At 62.4% G+C, this 13,759-nt stretch carries 14 protein-coding genes; 5 read left to right on the top strand and 9 right to left on the bottom strand.

The window, feature by feature from the left end; all coding sequences use genetic code 11:
• The first annotated feature begins 1 nt into the window (after window position 1).
• The 3 genes from ngg (at window position 2) to BLS75_RS08560 (ending at window position 3,370) form a co-directional block, all read left to right on the top strand.
• On the top strand, window positions 2-1,747 hold the full coding sequence (gene ngg / locus BLS75_RS08550) for an N-acetylglutaminylglutamine synthetase (RefSeq protein WP_011062604.1): 1,746 nt from the start codon (window positions 2-4) through the stop codon (window positions 1,745-1,747).
• Between the two features lie 126 nt (window positions 1,748-1,873).
• Window positions 1,874-3,058, top strand: coding sequence for an osmoprotectant NAGGN system M42 family peptidase (locus tag BLS75_RS08555; protein WP_015636583.1), 1,185 nt, complete (start codon window positions 1,874-1,876; stop codon window positions 3,056-3,058).
• Window positions 3,059-3,142: 84 nt separating this feature from the next.
• Window positions 3,143-3,370, top strand: coding sequence for a YheU family protein (locus tag BLS75_RS08560; protein WP_011062606.1), 228 nt, complete (start codon window positions 3,143-3,145; stop codon window positions 3,368-3,370).
• A 36-nt stretch (window positions 3,371-3,406) separates the two neighbouring features.
• Here BLS75_RS08560 and BLS75_RS08565 read toward each other — a convergent pair whose 3' ends face one another.
• On the bottom strand, window positions 3,407-3,739 hold the full coding sequence (locus tag BLS75_RS08565; protein ID WP_011062607.1) for a YnfA family protein: 333 nt from the start codon (window positions 3,737-3,739) through the stop codon (window positions 3,407-3,409).
• A gap of 65 nt (window positions 3,740-3,804) precedes the next feature.
• The gene (locus BLS75_RS08570) at window positions 3,805-4,620 is read right to left on the bottom strand and encodes an SDR family oxidoreductase (protein WP_072450653.1); all 816 of its coding nucleotides are present in this window, start codon (window positions 4,618-4,620) and stop codon (window positions 3,805-3,807) included.
• A gap of 307 nt (window positions 4,621-4,927) precedes the next feature.
• Between BLS75_RS08570 and BLS75_RS08575 the strand changes: the two genes are divergently transcribed.
• Entirely contained in the window at window positions 4,928-5,080 is a 153-nt protein-coding gene (locus tag BLS75_RS08575; protein WP_007945780.1) for a DUF3309 family protein, read from the top strand.
• 162 nt (window positions 5,081-5,242) lie between these two features.
• Here the strand turns inward: BLS75_RS08575 and BLS75_RS08580 are convergent, their stop codons facing one another.
• From BLS75_RS08580 to BLS75_RS08600, 5 genes are all read right to left on the bottom strand, one after another.
• Window positions 5,243-7,330: an LTA synthase family protein gene (locus BLS75_RS08580; protein ID WP_011062610.1), complete on the bottom strand. Its 2,088-nt coding sequence runs from the start codon at window positions 7,328-7,330 to the stop codon at window positions 5,243-5,245.
• Between the two features lie 317 nt (window positions 7,331-7,647).
• Window positions 7,648-7,839, bottom strand: coding sequence for a PLDc N-terminal domain-containing protein (locus BLS75_RS08585; protein ID WP_011062611.1), 192 nt, complete (start codon window positions 7,837-7,839; stop codon window positions 7,648-7,650).
• 85 nt (window positions 7,840-7,924) lie between these two features.
• Window positions 7,925-8,455: a hypothetical protein gene (locus BLS75_RS08590; protein WP_072450654.1), complete on the bottom strand. Its 531-nt coding sequence runs from the start codon at window positions 8,453-8,455 to the stop codon at window positions 7,925-7,927.
• A 109-nt stretch (window positions 8,456-8,564) separates the two neighbouring features.
• Window positions 8,565-9,083 (bottom strand): ankyrin repeat domain-containing protein, encoded by a 519-nt coding sequence (locus tag BLS75_RS08595; RefSeq protein ID WP_011062613.1) that lies wholly within the window; start codon window positions 9,081-9,083, stop codon window positions 8,565-8,567.
• A 97-nt stretch (window positions 9,084-9,180) separates the two neighbouring features.
• The gene (locus BLS75_RS08600) at window positions 9,181-11,019 is read right to left on the bottom strand and encodes a long-chain-acyl-CoA synthetase (protein ID WP_072450655.1); all 1,839 of its coding nucleotides are present in this window, start codon (window positions 11,017-11,019) and stop codon (window positions 9,181-9,183) included.
• Window positions 11,020-11,700: 681 nt separating this feature from the next.
• Here BLS75_RS08600 and BLS75_RS08605 point away from each other — a divergent pair.
• A complete protein-coding gene (locus BLS75_RS08605; protein ID WP_072450656.1) occupies window positions 11,701-11,979 on the top strand; it encodes a DUF3509 domain-containing protein in 279 nt (92 codons plus the stop codon).
• A gap of 73 nt (window positions 11,980-12,052) precedes the next feature.
• Here the strand turns inward: BLS75_RS08605 and BLS75_RS08610 are convergent, their stop codons facing one another.
• Window positions 12,053-12,598, bottom strand: a complete 546-nt coding sequence (locus tag BLS75_RS08610) for a 1,2-dihydroxy-3-keto-5-methylthiopentene dioxygenase (protein ID WP_072450657.1) — start codon at window positions 12,596-12,598, stop codon at window positions 12,053-12,055.
• A complete protein-coding gene (locus BLS75_RS08615; RefSeq protein WP_072450658.1) occupies window positions 12,598-13,746 on the bottom strand; it encodes an MFS transporter in 1,149 nt (382 codons plus the stop codon). Before BLS75_RS08615 ends, BLS75_RS08610 begins: the two co-directional genes overlap by 1 nt.
• Window positions 13,747-13,759: the final 13 nt, after the last annotated feature.

The following is a 13,759-nucleotide window of genomic DNA, read 5'->3' on the forward strand; positions in this document are numbered from 1 at the left end:
GATGAAAGCTCACGCCACGGCTTACAGCCAACGCCTGCTGCGCGGCCAGGCGCCGTCCTATGAACGCCTGCAGGCGCGCTTCGCCGAAGACGGCAGCGAACCCGGGTGCGAACCGATCGCGGTACATTGCGGTTGGGGCCGCCTGCTGATCGGCCATACCTTTCCCGACCCCACCAGCCTGGCCGGGGAGTTGCTCAACGAGCGACCTGGCGAGCGCGACATCGCCCTGTACGTGGCGGCACCACAACAAGTGCTGGGGCTGGAGCCGGCGCAACTGTTCCTCGACCCTTCCGATACCCTGCGCCTGTGGTTCAGCGATTACCGCCAGGCCACTCGGGTATTTCGCGGTTTCCGCATCCGTCGCGCCCAGAGCGAAGCCGACTGGCAAGCCATCAACCAGCTGTACCAGGCCCGCGGCATGCTGCCCATCGACCCGCAACTGCTGACCCCGCGCCATCAAGGCGGGCCGGTGTACTGGCTGGCCGAGGACGAAGACAGCGGCGCGGTGATCGGCAGCGTCATGGGCCTCAATCACCACAAGGCCTACCAGGACCCGGAACACGGCAGCAGCCTCTGGTGCCTGGCAGTGGACCCCGACTGCAGTCGCCCGGGCGTCGGCGAAGTGCTGGTGCGCCACCTGATCGAACACTTCATGAGCCGCGGCCTGAGCTACCTCGACCTGTCGGTGCTGCACGACAACCGCCAGGCCAAGAACCTCTACGCCAAACTCGGGTTTCGCACCCTGTCGACCTTCGCCATCAAGCGCAAGAACGGCATCAACCAGCCGCTGTTCCTCGGCCCCGGGCCCCAGGCGGAGTTCAACCCCTATGCGCGGATCATCGTCGAGGAAGCTCATCGCCGGGGCATCGATGTTCAGGTGGATGACGCCGACGCCGGGCTATTCACCCTCAGCCACGGCGGGCGCCGGGTACGCTGCCGGGAATCGCTGAGCGATCTCACCAGCGCCATCAGCATGAGCCTGTGCCAGGACAAGAGCCTGACCCACAAGGTGCTCAAGGGTGCTGGCTTGAACCTGCCGGCGCAGCAACTGGCGGGCAACGCCGATGACAACCTGGGCTTTCTCGACGAGCACCAGCGGGTGGTGGTCAAGCCCCTGGATGGCGAACAGGGACAAGGCGTGGCGGTGGATCTGCGGACCATCGAAGAGGTGCAAAAGGCCATCGACCACGCCCGCCGCTTTGACAGCCGGGTATTGCTGGAAAGCTTCCACGAAGGCCTGGACCTGCGCATCCTGGTGATCGGCTTTGAAGTGGTGGCAGCGGCTATCCGCCGTCCCGCGGAAATCATCGGTGATGGTCAGCACTCCATCGGCGCGCTGATCGAAGCCCGCAGCCGTCGCCGCCAGGCGGCCACCGGCGGCGAGAGCAAAATCCCCCTGGACCAGGAGACCCAGCGCACCCTGCACGCCGCCGGCTACGACTACAACAGCGTACTGGCCGCCGGGGAGCGGCTGTTTGTACGGCGCACCGCCAACCTGCACACCGGCGGCACTCTGGAAGACGTCACCGGCATCCTTCATCCGACCCTGGCCGACGCCGCCATCCGCGCAGCCCGTGCCCTGGACATTCCCGTGGTGGGCCTGGACCTGATGGTGCCGGCGGCGGATCAGCCCGAGTACGTGTTCATCGAAGCCAACGAACGCGCCGGGTTGGCCAATCACGAACCGCAACCCACCGCCGAACGTTTTGTCGACCTGCTGTTTCCCCACAGCCAACCGGCGCCGTGATCCTTCGCCGGCAAGCCGGCTCCTACCCTCACTGGTAGGAGCCGGCTTGGCAGCGAAGGCGCCCCCTGGCCCTCCATCCATGCCCTCATCGAAACCATCGATGGCCGTTTCTCATCAGGAGTTTCCATGACCCGCAAGATTCCCGAACCCGACCTCGCCTACCTGCAGAAAGTCCTCCTGGAAATGCTCGCCATTCCCAGCCCCACCGGCTTTACCGACACCATCGTGCGCTATGTCGCCGAACGCCTGGAAGAACTGGGCATCCCCTTCGAGCTGACCCGTCGCGGCACCATTCGCGCCACCCTCAAGGGCCAGAAGAACAGCCCGGACCGGGCCGTCTCGGCGCACCTGGACACCATTGGCGCCAGCGTGCGCGCGGTGAAGGACAACGGCCGCCTGACCCTGGCCCCGGTGGGCTGCTGGTCCAGCCGCTTTGCCGAGGGCAGCCGAGTCAGCCTGTTCACCGACAACGGCGTGTTGCGCGGCAGCGTCCTGCCGCTGATGGCCTCCGGGCACGCCTTCAACACCGCGGTGGACGAACTGCCCATCAGTTGGGACCACATCGAGCTGCGCCTGGATGCCTACTGCACCACCCGCGCCGACTGCGAATCCCTGGGGATAGGCGTGGGTGACTTTGTTGCCTTCGACCCCTTGCCCGAGTTCACCGAAAGCGGCCATATCAGCGCCCGGCACCTGGACGACAAGGCCGGTGTCGCCGCGCTGCTGGCCGCGCTCAAGGCCATAGTCGACAGCGGCGAGCCGCTGATGATCGACTGCCATCCGCTATTCACCATCACCGAAGAAACCGGCAGTGGTGCAGCAGCGGCCCTGCCCTGGGACGTCAGCGAGTTCGTCGGCATCGACATTGCCCCGGTCGCCCCGGGCCAGCACTCCAGCGAACATGCGGTGAGCGTGGCCATGCAGGACTCCGGTGGCCCCTACGACTATCACTTGTCCCGCCACCTGCTGCGCCTGGCCGGCGAACACGAGTTGCCGGTGCGTCGCGACCTGTTCCGCTACTACTTCAGCGACGCCCATTCGGCGGTCACCGCCGGCCACGACATCCGCACTGCGCTGCTGGCCTTCGGTTGCGACGCCACCCACGGCTATGAGCGCACTCATATCGACAGCCTGGCGGCACTCAGCCGCCTGCTGGGGGCCTACATCCTCAGCCCGCCGGTATTTGCCAGCGACGCGCAACCGGCCCAGGGCTCACTGGACCGCTTCAGCCATCAACTGGAGCACGATGCACAAATGGAAAGCGATACCCGGGTGCCCTCGGTGGACAGCCTGGTGGGGCAGAAATCCTGAACCCGCCCCGGAGTTTGTGCACGCCCTGGCTGGCGGCACGGCCCCGGGCGCAGTAGGATCCCGGATTGTTTGCCGGAGGCCCCCATGCTGATTCCCCACGACCAACTTGAAGTCGACACCCTGACCCGCCTGATCGAGGACTTCGTAACCCGCGAGGGCACCGACAACGGTGATGAAACGCCCCTGGAAACCCGTGTGCTGCGGGTGCGCCAGGCCTTGACCAAGGGCCAGGCGGTGATCGTCTTCGATCCGGACAGCGAACAGTGCCAACTGATGCTCAAGCACGATGTGCCCAAGGAGCTGTTCGACTGACCCTGCCCCCGGCCCAGCTTCTCTGGGCCGGGTTATTCAGCCATTGGAAAAGCGCGGGCCGAACAGAATCACACTGGCCCCGATCACGCACAGCGCCAGCCCCAGCCAATCCGAACCCAGGGGCCGTACCCGCTCCACCACCGCCAGCCAGCCAATCGAAGCGACGATATAGATGCCTCCGTAGGCGGCATAGGCGCGCCCGGCGTAGGTGGCCTCGACCTTGGTCAGCAACAGGGCGAACAGGGTCAGGCTGACCAGCGCGGGAATCACCCACAAGGCACTCTTACCCTGACGCAGCCACATCCAGAACGCATAGCAGCCGGCGATTTCAAACAACGCGGCGAGGAAGAACCACAGGTAATTGAGCATGCAGGAACTCGTCAGGATTGTCGGATGCCGGCAACCCTAACGACGCCCAGGGGGATTGGGCAAGCTCAACTGGCGCTTTGCTTGGCCTTGGCGCGCATCTTGTCGGCCATCAGGGTCATTTCGTCGTACAGCGCCTGGGGATTTTTCTGCTTCAGGGCCCAGGCCATGCGGCCCTGCTCGTGGGGCAGGATCATGAACTGGCCGGCATCGACCTGGGCATGGATGTAGTCGGCGATCTCGGCGGCGGTGATCGGCGAGTTTTCCAGCAACTTGCCCACCTGGGCCTTCATGGCCGGGGTCGGCCCTCGGAAGGAGTCCAGCAGGTTGGTCTGGAAGAACGACGGGCAGACCACATGCACGCCGATTTCATGCTGCGCGAGCTCGATCAACAGGCTCTCGGAAAGCGCCACCACTCCGGCCTTGGCCACGTTGTAGTTGCTCATGGCCGGGCCCTGCATCAAGGCCGCCATGGAAGCGATATTGATGATCTTGCCCTTGCTCTGCTCCAGCAGCGGCAGGAAGGCCTTGCAGCCCTTGACCACCCCCATCAGGTTGATCGCGATCTGCCAGTCCCAATCCTCCAGCGACAGTTCACTGAAGAACCCGCCAGAGGCCACGCCGGCGTTGTTGACGATGATGTCGATACCGCCGAACTTCACCTCGCAGGCCTGAGCGAAGGCGGTCAACTGGCTGTAGTCACGCACATCGCAACGCTGCACAAAACCGTCACCACCGGCTGCACGCACCAGCTTCAGGGTTTCCTGCAGGCCCGCCTCGCTGACATCGGACAAGGCCAGCCGCCAGCCCTCGCGGGCCCAGCGCAAAGCGATTTCGCGACCCAGGCCGGAGCCGGCGCCAGTGATCATCATGCGATTTTGCATAAGAGTTGCCTTGTTGTTCCGGGGAAGATGAGCCGCAGTGTAGCGAAGGCCCCTGCGCCACCCACGCACCATCAGGGTGCTGAATGCCCCGGGCAAACCGCCGGCCCGGTGCCCCCGACCTGTCATCCGCCCCCCTGCTCCGGGCAGGCGCAAAGGAAATAAGACCGAAAGCGGAAAGCTTTAAAAATACTTGGAATTTTCTGGAGGGGCGCAGAGTCGGATTTATTAAGCGGTTCGCTTTATCCCTAAAACGAACTTGTCCTTGAATAACTGCGTTGTTCAACTCTATTCCAATAAGGAAACAGCCATGGGCACCATTCTGATCGTTATTCTGATTCTGCTGCTGATTGGCGGCCTGCCAGTATTCCCGCACTCCAGAAGCTGGGGTTATGGGCCTTCAGGAATCATTGGCGTCGTGCTGGTGGTGCTGTTGGTACTCTTGCTGCTGGGCAGGATATAACGCCCTTATTGCTCGCCCCAGAGCATGTTTGAACGTAAAAAGGCGCCGGTCTTCACCGGCGCCTTTTTATTAGCCCGAATAAAAAACACCCCACTTGTGGGGTGTTTTATTCACGCGGGCAACTTGCGCCAACCCCGCATGACAGGGCCGGCGCTACAGCGTTTAGTCCGGTTTCCCGTTGACCACGCCTGCGGTGTTGTCGAGCAAGCTCTTGGTCGCCGTCTGCAGGAAGGATTCCAGCTTCTGCTTGAGCTGCGCCTCATCGGCAGAATCCGGGATCAGTTCGCCCCCCGGTGCCGAACCCAGTTCGTACTTGTACAGCCGTGGCGGCATTTCCTTGGGCAATACCAGCACCCGGTCCGCCGTCAGCAGCGCTACGGTCTGGTCACTGCCCGAAGGCTTGATCACGCCGAAGCCCTTGTCGCCTTCCGGCAGGTTGAGCAGGTCGCGCCCCCAGCACTGGTGCAGTACGTCGCCACCCAGGCGGCCCATGATGGTGGGCACGATGTCGATCTGGGTGCCCACGGTGTGGTCACGCTGGCCGAACTTTTCCTGGATGCCCGGAGCGATCATCAGCATGGGCACGTTGAAGCGCCCCAGGTCCATTTCGGTGATCTGCTGCTCGTTGCCGAAGCCATGGTCGCCCACCACCACGAACAGGGTTTCCTTGAAGTAAGGCTCCTTGCGCGCTTTCTCGAAGAACTGGCCCAGGGCCCAGTCGGAGTAGCGCATGGCCGTCAGGTGTTCGTTGAGGCTGCCGCGGTCGGTCACCTTGTCCACCGGCAAAGGCGTGGGCAGGGCATACGGCGTGTGGTTGGACAGGGTCTGCAGCAGGGCATAGAACGGCCCCTTGCCTTCCCGGGCCTTCAACTCTTCCAGGCCGCGGTTGAACATGTCCTGGTCGGACACGCCCCAGGTCGGGTCGGAGAACACCGGATTGACGAAGTCGTTACGGCCGATGAAGTTGGTCATGCCCTGGTTGCTGAAGAACCCCGACTGGTTGTCCCAGGCGAAATCGCCGTTGTAGACATACACGTCATCGTAGTTGCGAGCACTGAGCAGTTGCGGCAGGCCGGACAGCTTGTGGCTGCCTTCCGGGGTCTGCATCAGGTATTCGAAGCCAGGCAGGTTGGGGAAGCACGCCATGGTGGCGAACATGCCCTGGTGGGTGTGGGTGCCGTTGGAGAAGAAGCGGTCGAACAGCAGGCCTTCCTTGGACAGTTTGTCGAAGTACGGAGTGATCTCCCCCGGACGTCCCAGGGCGCCCACCGAATGCCCGGCGAAGCTTTCCATCAGGATCACCACGACGTTCTTGATCGGCAGGGTCTTTTCCCCATCCGGCGTGTAGGTGCGGCGTACAGCGGCGATGTCGGCATCCACCAGCTTGTCACTCGGCACCAGCAGCATGTCGCGCACGGTCTGCTGCGCCAGAGGCTGAGGCAAGGTGGCCTTCCAGATATTGGTGCGGTCCTCGGACAGACGATCCTTGGCCGCCGCCATCAATTGCAGCGTGCCATTGAGGCCCAACTGGTTGGCGAAGTTGGATTCGGTGGTGTAGACGTCACCCCAACGCATCGGCGGGCCCTGGCGCAGAGTGCCACGGGCTGCAACCACGCAGATCAGCAGACACACCACGAACACCGCAATGCGCGCATACCAGGGGGCAATCTGCCGGGTGCCGACATTGCCGCCGCTGAACGGGCCGCGGGGCCGGGTGGCGCGGTCGGCCCCCTTGAATGCCAGGCTCAGGATCCAGGTGCCCACGGCCCAGGCCAGCAGGTAGCGGACCACCGGGAAGCCGTACCAGAGCATGCTCATCACGGTTTTCGGGTCTTCCTTCACATACTGGAAGACCAGGCCGTTGAGGCGCTGGTGGAACTCGCGGTAGAAGTCCATCTCCATCAGGCCGAGGAACAGCGCGATGCTGGAGGTGACCGTCAGCCAGAAGCGCAACACCCCGCGAGCCGCCATGGCCCGGGCGCTGAACAGCGCCAGCAGCAGCGGTACGCTGAGGTAGACCACCAGCCGCAGGTCAAAACGCAGCCCGTTAGCAAACGCTTCGAGGAAGGTCGAGGCCGGAGTGTCGAGAATCATCTCGCGGTTGTAGATCAGCAGCGCGACGCGCAACAGGGAAAGCATCACCATCATGACCAGGGCGCACAATAGCGTGTAGGCCAGATGGGATTTAACGGTCGGTTGCAGCAGGCGATTCGAGGATCGCTGCTGACTCAGGGCATCCGAGTTTGCCATGTGGTTTTAGGACCCATTGGAAGTTTAAGTTGCAAAGATAAAGCTGCGTTCTGCCCTCTTGTTGCCGCCAGGGCGACGGGGGAATTCGCGGTGCGCAAATGTTGCACGATCACTCAAGGCATTGCCATTGATTAGTGGGCAGCACCGAAAAACCCACTGCCAACGGCTCTGGGACAAGAGATTGCAGAGAGTTATACCGGGGGAAAAGCGCCGGCGAATTGTCTTAGAGCGTTTGTGAAAATTTCGTTCAACGCATGTTTAGTCACACAAAAAAGGGCCTGACGGCCCTTTTCCCTGTGCAACCTGCGTCTTCCGCTTCAGAGCCGCACATTGCCTCGCGGCCCGGCGATCGCCCAGATGATCAGCCCCAGCACCGGCAGGAGAATGATCAAGAGCACCCAGAGGATCTTCATCCCGGTTTCGGCGCCGCTTTTGAGTACGTTGATGATGGCCCAGATATCCAGGGCCAGAATGATCAGGCCAACCAGGCCATTGAAGGTGGAACCCATGGTGTCGCTCCCTAAATGATGGCGTGCCTCTTTAGGATAGCCGTGCTGGATCAGGGTTCCGTTTTATTCCACAGCCGCTCGGGCTTCAGACATGAACGGCGATCTTCAAGGCTTCCAGGGCCGGCGCTGCGGCGATCCCGACCTCGGCGCACAGCTCCAGCACCCGCGGCACGTCGTTGCCGTAGACCAGTACCATCTGCAACTCGTCATCCAGCAACTGGCTGAAGTTCATCAACACATAGCCGCCGTTTTCCGGGTTCATGCTGCCCATCTGGATCTGGATGCGGTTCAAGGCCGTCAGGGCTTCGATCTTGGCCAACTGCTTGGGCTTGATGTTGAAAGCCACGTCCTTGCCGAACGAGGCGACGATCTGGGCGAACAGGTCGACATAGGTATCGGCCTGAAACAACACGGTTTCCGGCAGGCTGCCGACCACCACCCATTCCCCCAGGGAAATGGGGAAGCTGTCGTCGTAGTTGATATCCGGGTTGGCTGCCAGGAATCCCTGAGGGTCGGCGTAGGCCTGGCTCGCCTCCTCGGCGATCTGCTGGATCTCGGCATCGCCCATGCACCCGGAGCTGATCTTGCTAATGAGTTCGATAAGGGCGGTTTTCATGGGCACATCCTGGAAGCTAGGAAATCAAGGGGCGCGAAGGATAGCCTAAAGTGCCCGAGCTATCACGCCAGGCAGCATCTGACGCCTGCACGCCCTGATCATCGCCGGCTCAGGCCAGGAGTTTTTCGAGCTGCGCCGTGGTATCCATGGCGCCCATGGTCTTGGCCGCTTCCAGGGCACTCACGCCATTGCTGTCGCGGGCCTTGGGGTCGGCGCCCTGGCTGATCAGGTAGGTGACGATTTCCGTGCGATTGAACATCGCCGCCATCATCAGCGCGGTACGTCCGTCGAAGGACGAGCCTTCCACCTGGGCGCCCCCCTCCACCAGCGCCTTGACCACCGCCAGGTCGCCCTTGAAGGCAGCCCCGGCAATCGGGCTCTGGCCGTTATCGTTGCGGATCTCGGGGTCGGCCTGGTGCTTGAGCAGCACCTGCACCGCGTCCACATGGCCGTGATAGGCGGCGAGCATCAGCAGCGTGTCGCCCTTGTGATTGCGCAAGTTGACCGGCAGGCCACTGGCAGCCAGCTTGTCGAGCATCTGTGCGTCGCCCTGGCGGGCCACGTTGAACACCTGTTCGACAAACTGGGCGGCCTCTTCTTCAGTCATCTGGCGGCTTTTGTCGGTCATCGGAAACTCCAGGTTCGGCAATTCGGAAAGGCGCTAGTTTCCCCAAGCCGGCGCCAGCCTGTCATCCCTTTTTTCCCGAGAGCCACCATAGGCAGAATCAATAACGCAGGCGCCCACCCTGAATGTCCGCGAGAATCTGCGGGGTCAGCCGCACATAGGTATCCGAGCCCGGCAACCAGGCATACACCGGCTCGTCCCCGATTTGCTGCAGATCGAATGCCTGCTCCTTGAGGCGACTCTTCTGGTACTTGAAGGTGCCGGTGGTGTCCATCTTCACTTTGATCCGCAGGAACAGCGGCACTGCATAGGCCGGCAACTGCTGCCGGGCGAACTGCAGCAACTCGCTGAAATCCAGGGTCGCCAGGGATTCTGCCGGAGTGATCGCCACCATCCCGGCCCGACCGTTGGTGTTGTGGATCTCGACCCCATAGGCCACCACCTCGGCAACCTGCGGGTGCCCCAGGAGGACGTTCTCCACCTCGGTGGTGGAAACGTTCTCTCCCTTCCAGCGATAGGTATCTCCCAGCCGGTCGACGAACTGCACATGGCCAAAGCCGATATCGCGCAGCAGATCGCCGGTGTTGAAGTAGCAGTCGCCCTTCTCGAATACGTCCTTGAGAATCACCTTGAGGTTCTTTTCCGGGTCGGTGTAGCCATCCAGGGGCGCCTTGTCGTCGATCTTCGCCAGCAACAGCCCCTGGCCGCCCTTGGCCACCTTCTGCATGAAGCCCTGGCTGTTGCGTAGTGGCGCACCGGTGTCGTGGGCGTATTCCACCAGCGCCCAGGGGATCAGGGAAAAGCCCACGGTATTGTCGAAGTTGAGGATGTTGCTGAAACCGATATTGCCGTCACTGGCGGCATACAACTCACAGATATGACCGACGCCGAAACGTTGCTTGAACTCGCTCCAGACGCCCGGGCGCAGCCCGTTGCCGATCATCTTCGAGACCCCGTGCTCGGTATCCCGTGCGCAAGCCGGCTGGTCGATCAGGTAGCGGCACAACTCCCCGACATAACCCACGGTCGTGGCCTTGTAGCGGCGCACGTCATCCCAGAACTGGCTGGCGCTGAATTTGCGGCGGATGGCAAAGCCCGAGGCGCCGGTAATCGCCGAGCCCCAGCACACGCACAGACCCGTGGCGTGGTACAGCGGCAAGGTGCAATACACCACGTCGCCGGGCTGCATATCCAGGGCGATGGTGCCGAAGCCGGCAGAGGTGCGCATCCAGCGCCCATGCTTGAAGATCCCGGCCTTGGGCAACCCCGTGGTGCCGGAGGTATAGATGTAGAAGCAAGGGTCGTTGAGGAAGATGCGCTGGGTCTGCGCCAGGTTGTCCGATGGGTAACCGGCGCTCTCGGCCATCAGGTTGCGCATTCCCTCGGGGGTCGTCCCGGGGTCGGCAAAGGTGTCCTGATCGGCCACGAACCAGGTGCGCTGCGGATCGATGCCCACCTGCTCGCGTACCGCCGAGTAAGCGGCCTGCAGCTCGCCGCCGAGGATGATCGCCGCCGGTTTCACCAACGCCAGGCTGTGCGCCAGCACGCCCTGGGTCTGCGCGGTGTTGAGCATCGCGCAAATGCCTCCGAGCTTGGCCACCGCCAGCACCGTGACCAGCAATTCCGGGCGGTTCTCGATGAAGATCGCCAGCACATCACCCTTGCCGATGCCCTGCTCCTGCAGGTAGGCAGCAATGCGGTTGGCCCATTGATTGACCTGTGCATAACTGAGCACCCGATCACCGTACAGCAAGGCCGGCCCCTCGGGGTTGCGCAGGGTCGCCTGCTCAAAGCTCCAGCCCAGGCCGCAGGGCTGGTCCGGGTTGTCGATATTGCCCGCCTTCATGCCCCGCACCACCCGCGGCAGTGCCCTGGCAATGGAGGGCACCTTACGCAGCATCATGCCCCAGGTGATCATGTCGCTCTTGTGCTTGTTCATGGTTGCTCCGGTTGCACAGCAAGGATCTGGGCCCGGGCCTGGCCGGCCGGGCGTTGGCAACAGCGGCGCAAGGCTCAACCGGGGGTAGCGATCCAGGGTGCGGCGAGCGGCACGCGGGAGCTGTGGATATCTCTCGCAACGGGATGAAGGCAGGACAAGCGCAGGGCTGCAAAGAGCACCGGCGATGAGGCGCAGGAAAGGTTCATGGAGAGCGTCCTATGTTCTTATTATTGGTCGGGCGGGATCGCAAGATCGCGCCACAACACATTCCATGTCGCAGAAACGCCGTTCAAGCCGCTTTCGCGGGGCCGCCGAGGCCAGGTTGAACCAACGTGACTGGCTGGAAAATACGTCAGCTCTCGCGACGCTGTACACGGGGTTTTTGCAAACTTTTGTATCTACCCTCGGTCTCCCCACGCAGCGTACTTGTCCCCGCTTCAACGATTGAATTTTCCACCCTGGCCCGCGGTCACAACACTGCCACGGCACCCGCCAACACCCCCTGCGGACCTGCAAAATGCAGGATGCACGATGGCCATTCATGCAATTTGCACGAACAGGCGCTTTTTTGATTTTTATAAGTTGTTGTTTTTAAAGCATATTTTAAAAAAACAATACTGGCACAATCGCTGCACCTATCACTCCACGCTTGCCCTTCAAGAGCTAACGGAGCTGATAGACATGAGCCTGATCCAAGAAAAATTTTCTTCCCTGTTCTCCAACTTCGAAGTGACCACCCAGCCACGCCCTGACGGTGGCATCCTGTTGACCCTGCGCAGCAGCGAAGGCAAACAGTTCAAGCGTTCGATCTCCTACGCACAGTTGCACGCCGCCGACCAACTGTCGTGGGTCATCAGCGCAATTCGTCGGGACTTGGCCGAACAGGCCAGTGAGTTGCCACAGATCTCCATGCTGCAAAGCCAGAACCGCTTTGCCCTGCCGACTTACCACTCCGCGTAAGCCGCTTGCGCTGCACCTGTCCGGGCCGGCCCCATCTTGCGTGGGTCCGGCCCGTTGACGTTGTGCTCCCCGCTCAATCGTCCAGGCGTGGGAACTGGCTGGCGATCGCGTCTCCGGTCAGGCTGGCGTTCCAGCCCTGGGGGTTGTTGAACAAGCGGATGGCTACCAGGTTCGGCCGCTCGCCCATGTCGAACCAATGGGCGGTGCCCGCCGGCACCGAGATCAGGTCATTCCTCTCGCACAGTACGGCGTACACATAGTCATCGATGTGCAGGTTGAACAGGCCCCGGCCCGCAACGAAGAAACGTACTTCATCCTCGCTGTGGCGGTGCTCATCGAGAAAGCTGGCGCGCAGTTCGGCCTTCTGCGGATGGTCTTCATCGAGGCTGATGACATCCACGCTGGCATAGCCACCCTCGGTCATCAGGCGATCGACCTGCTCCTGATAGGCGCTTATCACTTCTTGCTGGCCGGTGCCCGGTGCAACACGCGTGGTGGCAGGCCAGCGGTCGAAACGAATCCCCTGCTCGGCCAGGGTTGCAGCGATATCGTCGAAGTGGGTCAAGACCTTGTTCGGCAGGTCCGGACTGGATACGTGGTAGACGGACAGGCTGCTCATTACGGCAACTCCTCTTGCATGCGGGTGGCAATGATAACGGCTGCGGCCAAGGCTGCGACGCTGGCAATACTAAAGGTCAATGTGGGGCCCAGGACATTCCAGCTATAACCCGAATACAGGGCCCCCAGGGCGCCCCCGGTTCCCGCCAGGGCCGCGTACAACGCCTGGCCCTGGCCTTGCTGGCGGGCACCGAAACTGCGCTGCACAAAATGAATGGCGGCGGCGTGGAAACTGCCGAAGGTCGCCGCGTGCAGCACCTGAGCCAACAACAGCACCCCGAGGTGTTCCGCCAGGCTGCCCAGCAGCAACCAGCGCAGAGCCGCCAGCAGGAAGCTCGCCAGCAGCACCCGCCGCACGGAAAAGCGCGCCAGGAGCCAGCTCATCGCCAGAAACATCAACACTTCGGCCACCACACCCAGGGCCCAGAGCATGCCGATCAGCCCGCGGGTATAGCCCAGGCGCTCCAGGTGCAGAGTCAGGAAAGTGTAATAGGGGCCGTGGCTCATCTGCATCAGTGCCACGCACAGGTAGAAGGCCAGCACACCGGGGCTACGCAGTTGCCTGACAAAGCCCTCCCCGGCGTGCCGCGGCCCCTGCACCCGAGGCTGGGCGTTAGGCACCCACAGGCTGCTGAGGACGATGCCCGCCATGATCACCACCAGCGCTACCGGGTAGATGTCCAGGCTCAACCACTCGAACAAACGCCCCAGGGCCACCACGGTAAGAATGAAGCCGATGGAGCCCCAGAGGCGGATCTGGCTGTAGCGCGAGGCCTGGCCTTGCAGGTGCGCCAGGGTGATCACTTCGAACTGCGGCAGCACCGCGTGCCAGAAAAAAGCATGCAGGGCCATGACCATGGCCAGCCAGGCATAGCTCTTGTCGACGAAGATCAGGGAGAAACAGACCAGGGTGCAGAACGCACCAAAACGCACGATCGCCAGGCGCCGCCCGGTATAGTCCCCCAGCCAGCCCCAAAGGTTGGGCGCCACGCAGCGCATGAGCATGGGAATGGCCACCAGTTCGCCGATGCGCGCGCTGGAGAACCCCAGGTGATCGAAATACAGCGCCAGGAATGGCGCGGTCGAGCCCAGCAGCGCGAAATAGAACAGGTAGAAACTGGAAAGCCGCCAGTAGGGAAGTGCCGCCACGGCCTTCAGACCG

The organism is Pseudomonas sp. NFPP12, from assembly GCF_900103205.1.
Lineage (GTDB): Bacteria > Pseudomonadota > Gammaproteobacteria > Pseudomonadales > Pseudomonadaceae > Aquipseudomonas > Aquipseudomonas protegens.

What these genes read in the sequence shown, in the direction of transcription:
- BLS75_RS08585 (WP_011062611.1), bottom strand. Translation starts at nt 7,839, where the DNA reads ATGGGTTCCACCTTCAATGGCCTGGTTGGCCTGATCATTCTGGCCCTG.
- BLS75_RS08570 (WP_072450653.1), bottom strand. Translation starts at nt 4,620, where the DNA reads ATGCAAAATCGCATGATGATCACTGGCGCCGGCTCCGGCCTGGGTCGC.
- BLS75_RS08580 (WP_011062610.1), bottom strand. Translation starts at nt 7,330, where the DNA reads ATGGCAAACTCGGATGCCCTGAGTCAGCAGCGATCCTCGAATCGCCTG.
- BLS75_RS08575 (WP_007945780.1), top strand. Translation starts at nt 4,928, where the DNA reads ATGGGCACCATTCTGATCGTTATTCTGATTCTGCTGCTGATTGGCGGC.
- BLS75_RS08560 (WP_011062606.1), top strand. Translation starts at nt 3,143, where the DNA reads ATGCTGATTCCCCACGACCAACTTGAAGTCGACACCCTGACCCGCCTG.
- BLS75_RS08565 (WP_011062607.1), bottom strand. Translation starts at nt 3,739, where the DNA reads ATGCTCAATTACCTGTGGTTCTTCCTCGCCGCGTTGTTTGAAATCGCC.
- BLS75_RS08605 (WP_072450656.1), top strand. Translation starts at nt 11,701, where the DNA reads ATGAGCCTGATCCAAGAAAAATTTTCTTCCCTGTTCTCCAACTTCGAA.
- BLS75_RS08610 (WP_072450657.1), bottom strand. Translation starts at nt 12,598, where the DNA reads ATGAGCAGCCTGTCCGTCTACCACGTATCCAGTCCGGACCTGCCGAAC.
- ngg (WP_011062604.1), top strand. Translation starts at nt 2, where the DNA reads ATGAAAGCTCACGCCACGGCTTACAGCCAACGCCTGCTGCGCGGCCAG.
- BLS75_RS08595 (WP_011062613.1), bottom strand. Translation starts at nt 9,083, where the DNA reads ATGACCGACAAAAGCCGCCAGATGACTGAAGAAGAGGCCGCCCAGTTT.
- BLS75_RS08590 (WP_072450654.1), bottom strand. Translation starts at nt 8,455, where the DNA reads ATGAAAACCGCCCTTATCGAACTCATTAGCAAGATCAGCTCCGGGTGC.
- BLS75_RS08600 (WP_072450655.1), bottom strand. Translation starts at nt 11,019, where the DNA reads ATGAACAAGCACAAGAGCGACATGATCACCTGGGGCATGATGCTGCGT.
- BLS75_RS08555 (WP_015636583.1), top strand. Translation starts at nt 1,874, where the DNA reads ATGACCCGCAAGATTCCCGAACCCGACCTCGCCTACCTGCAGAAAGTC.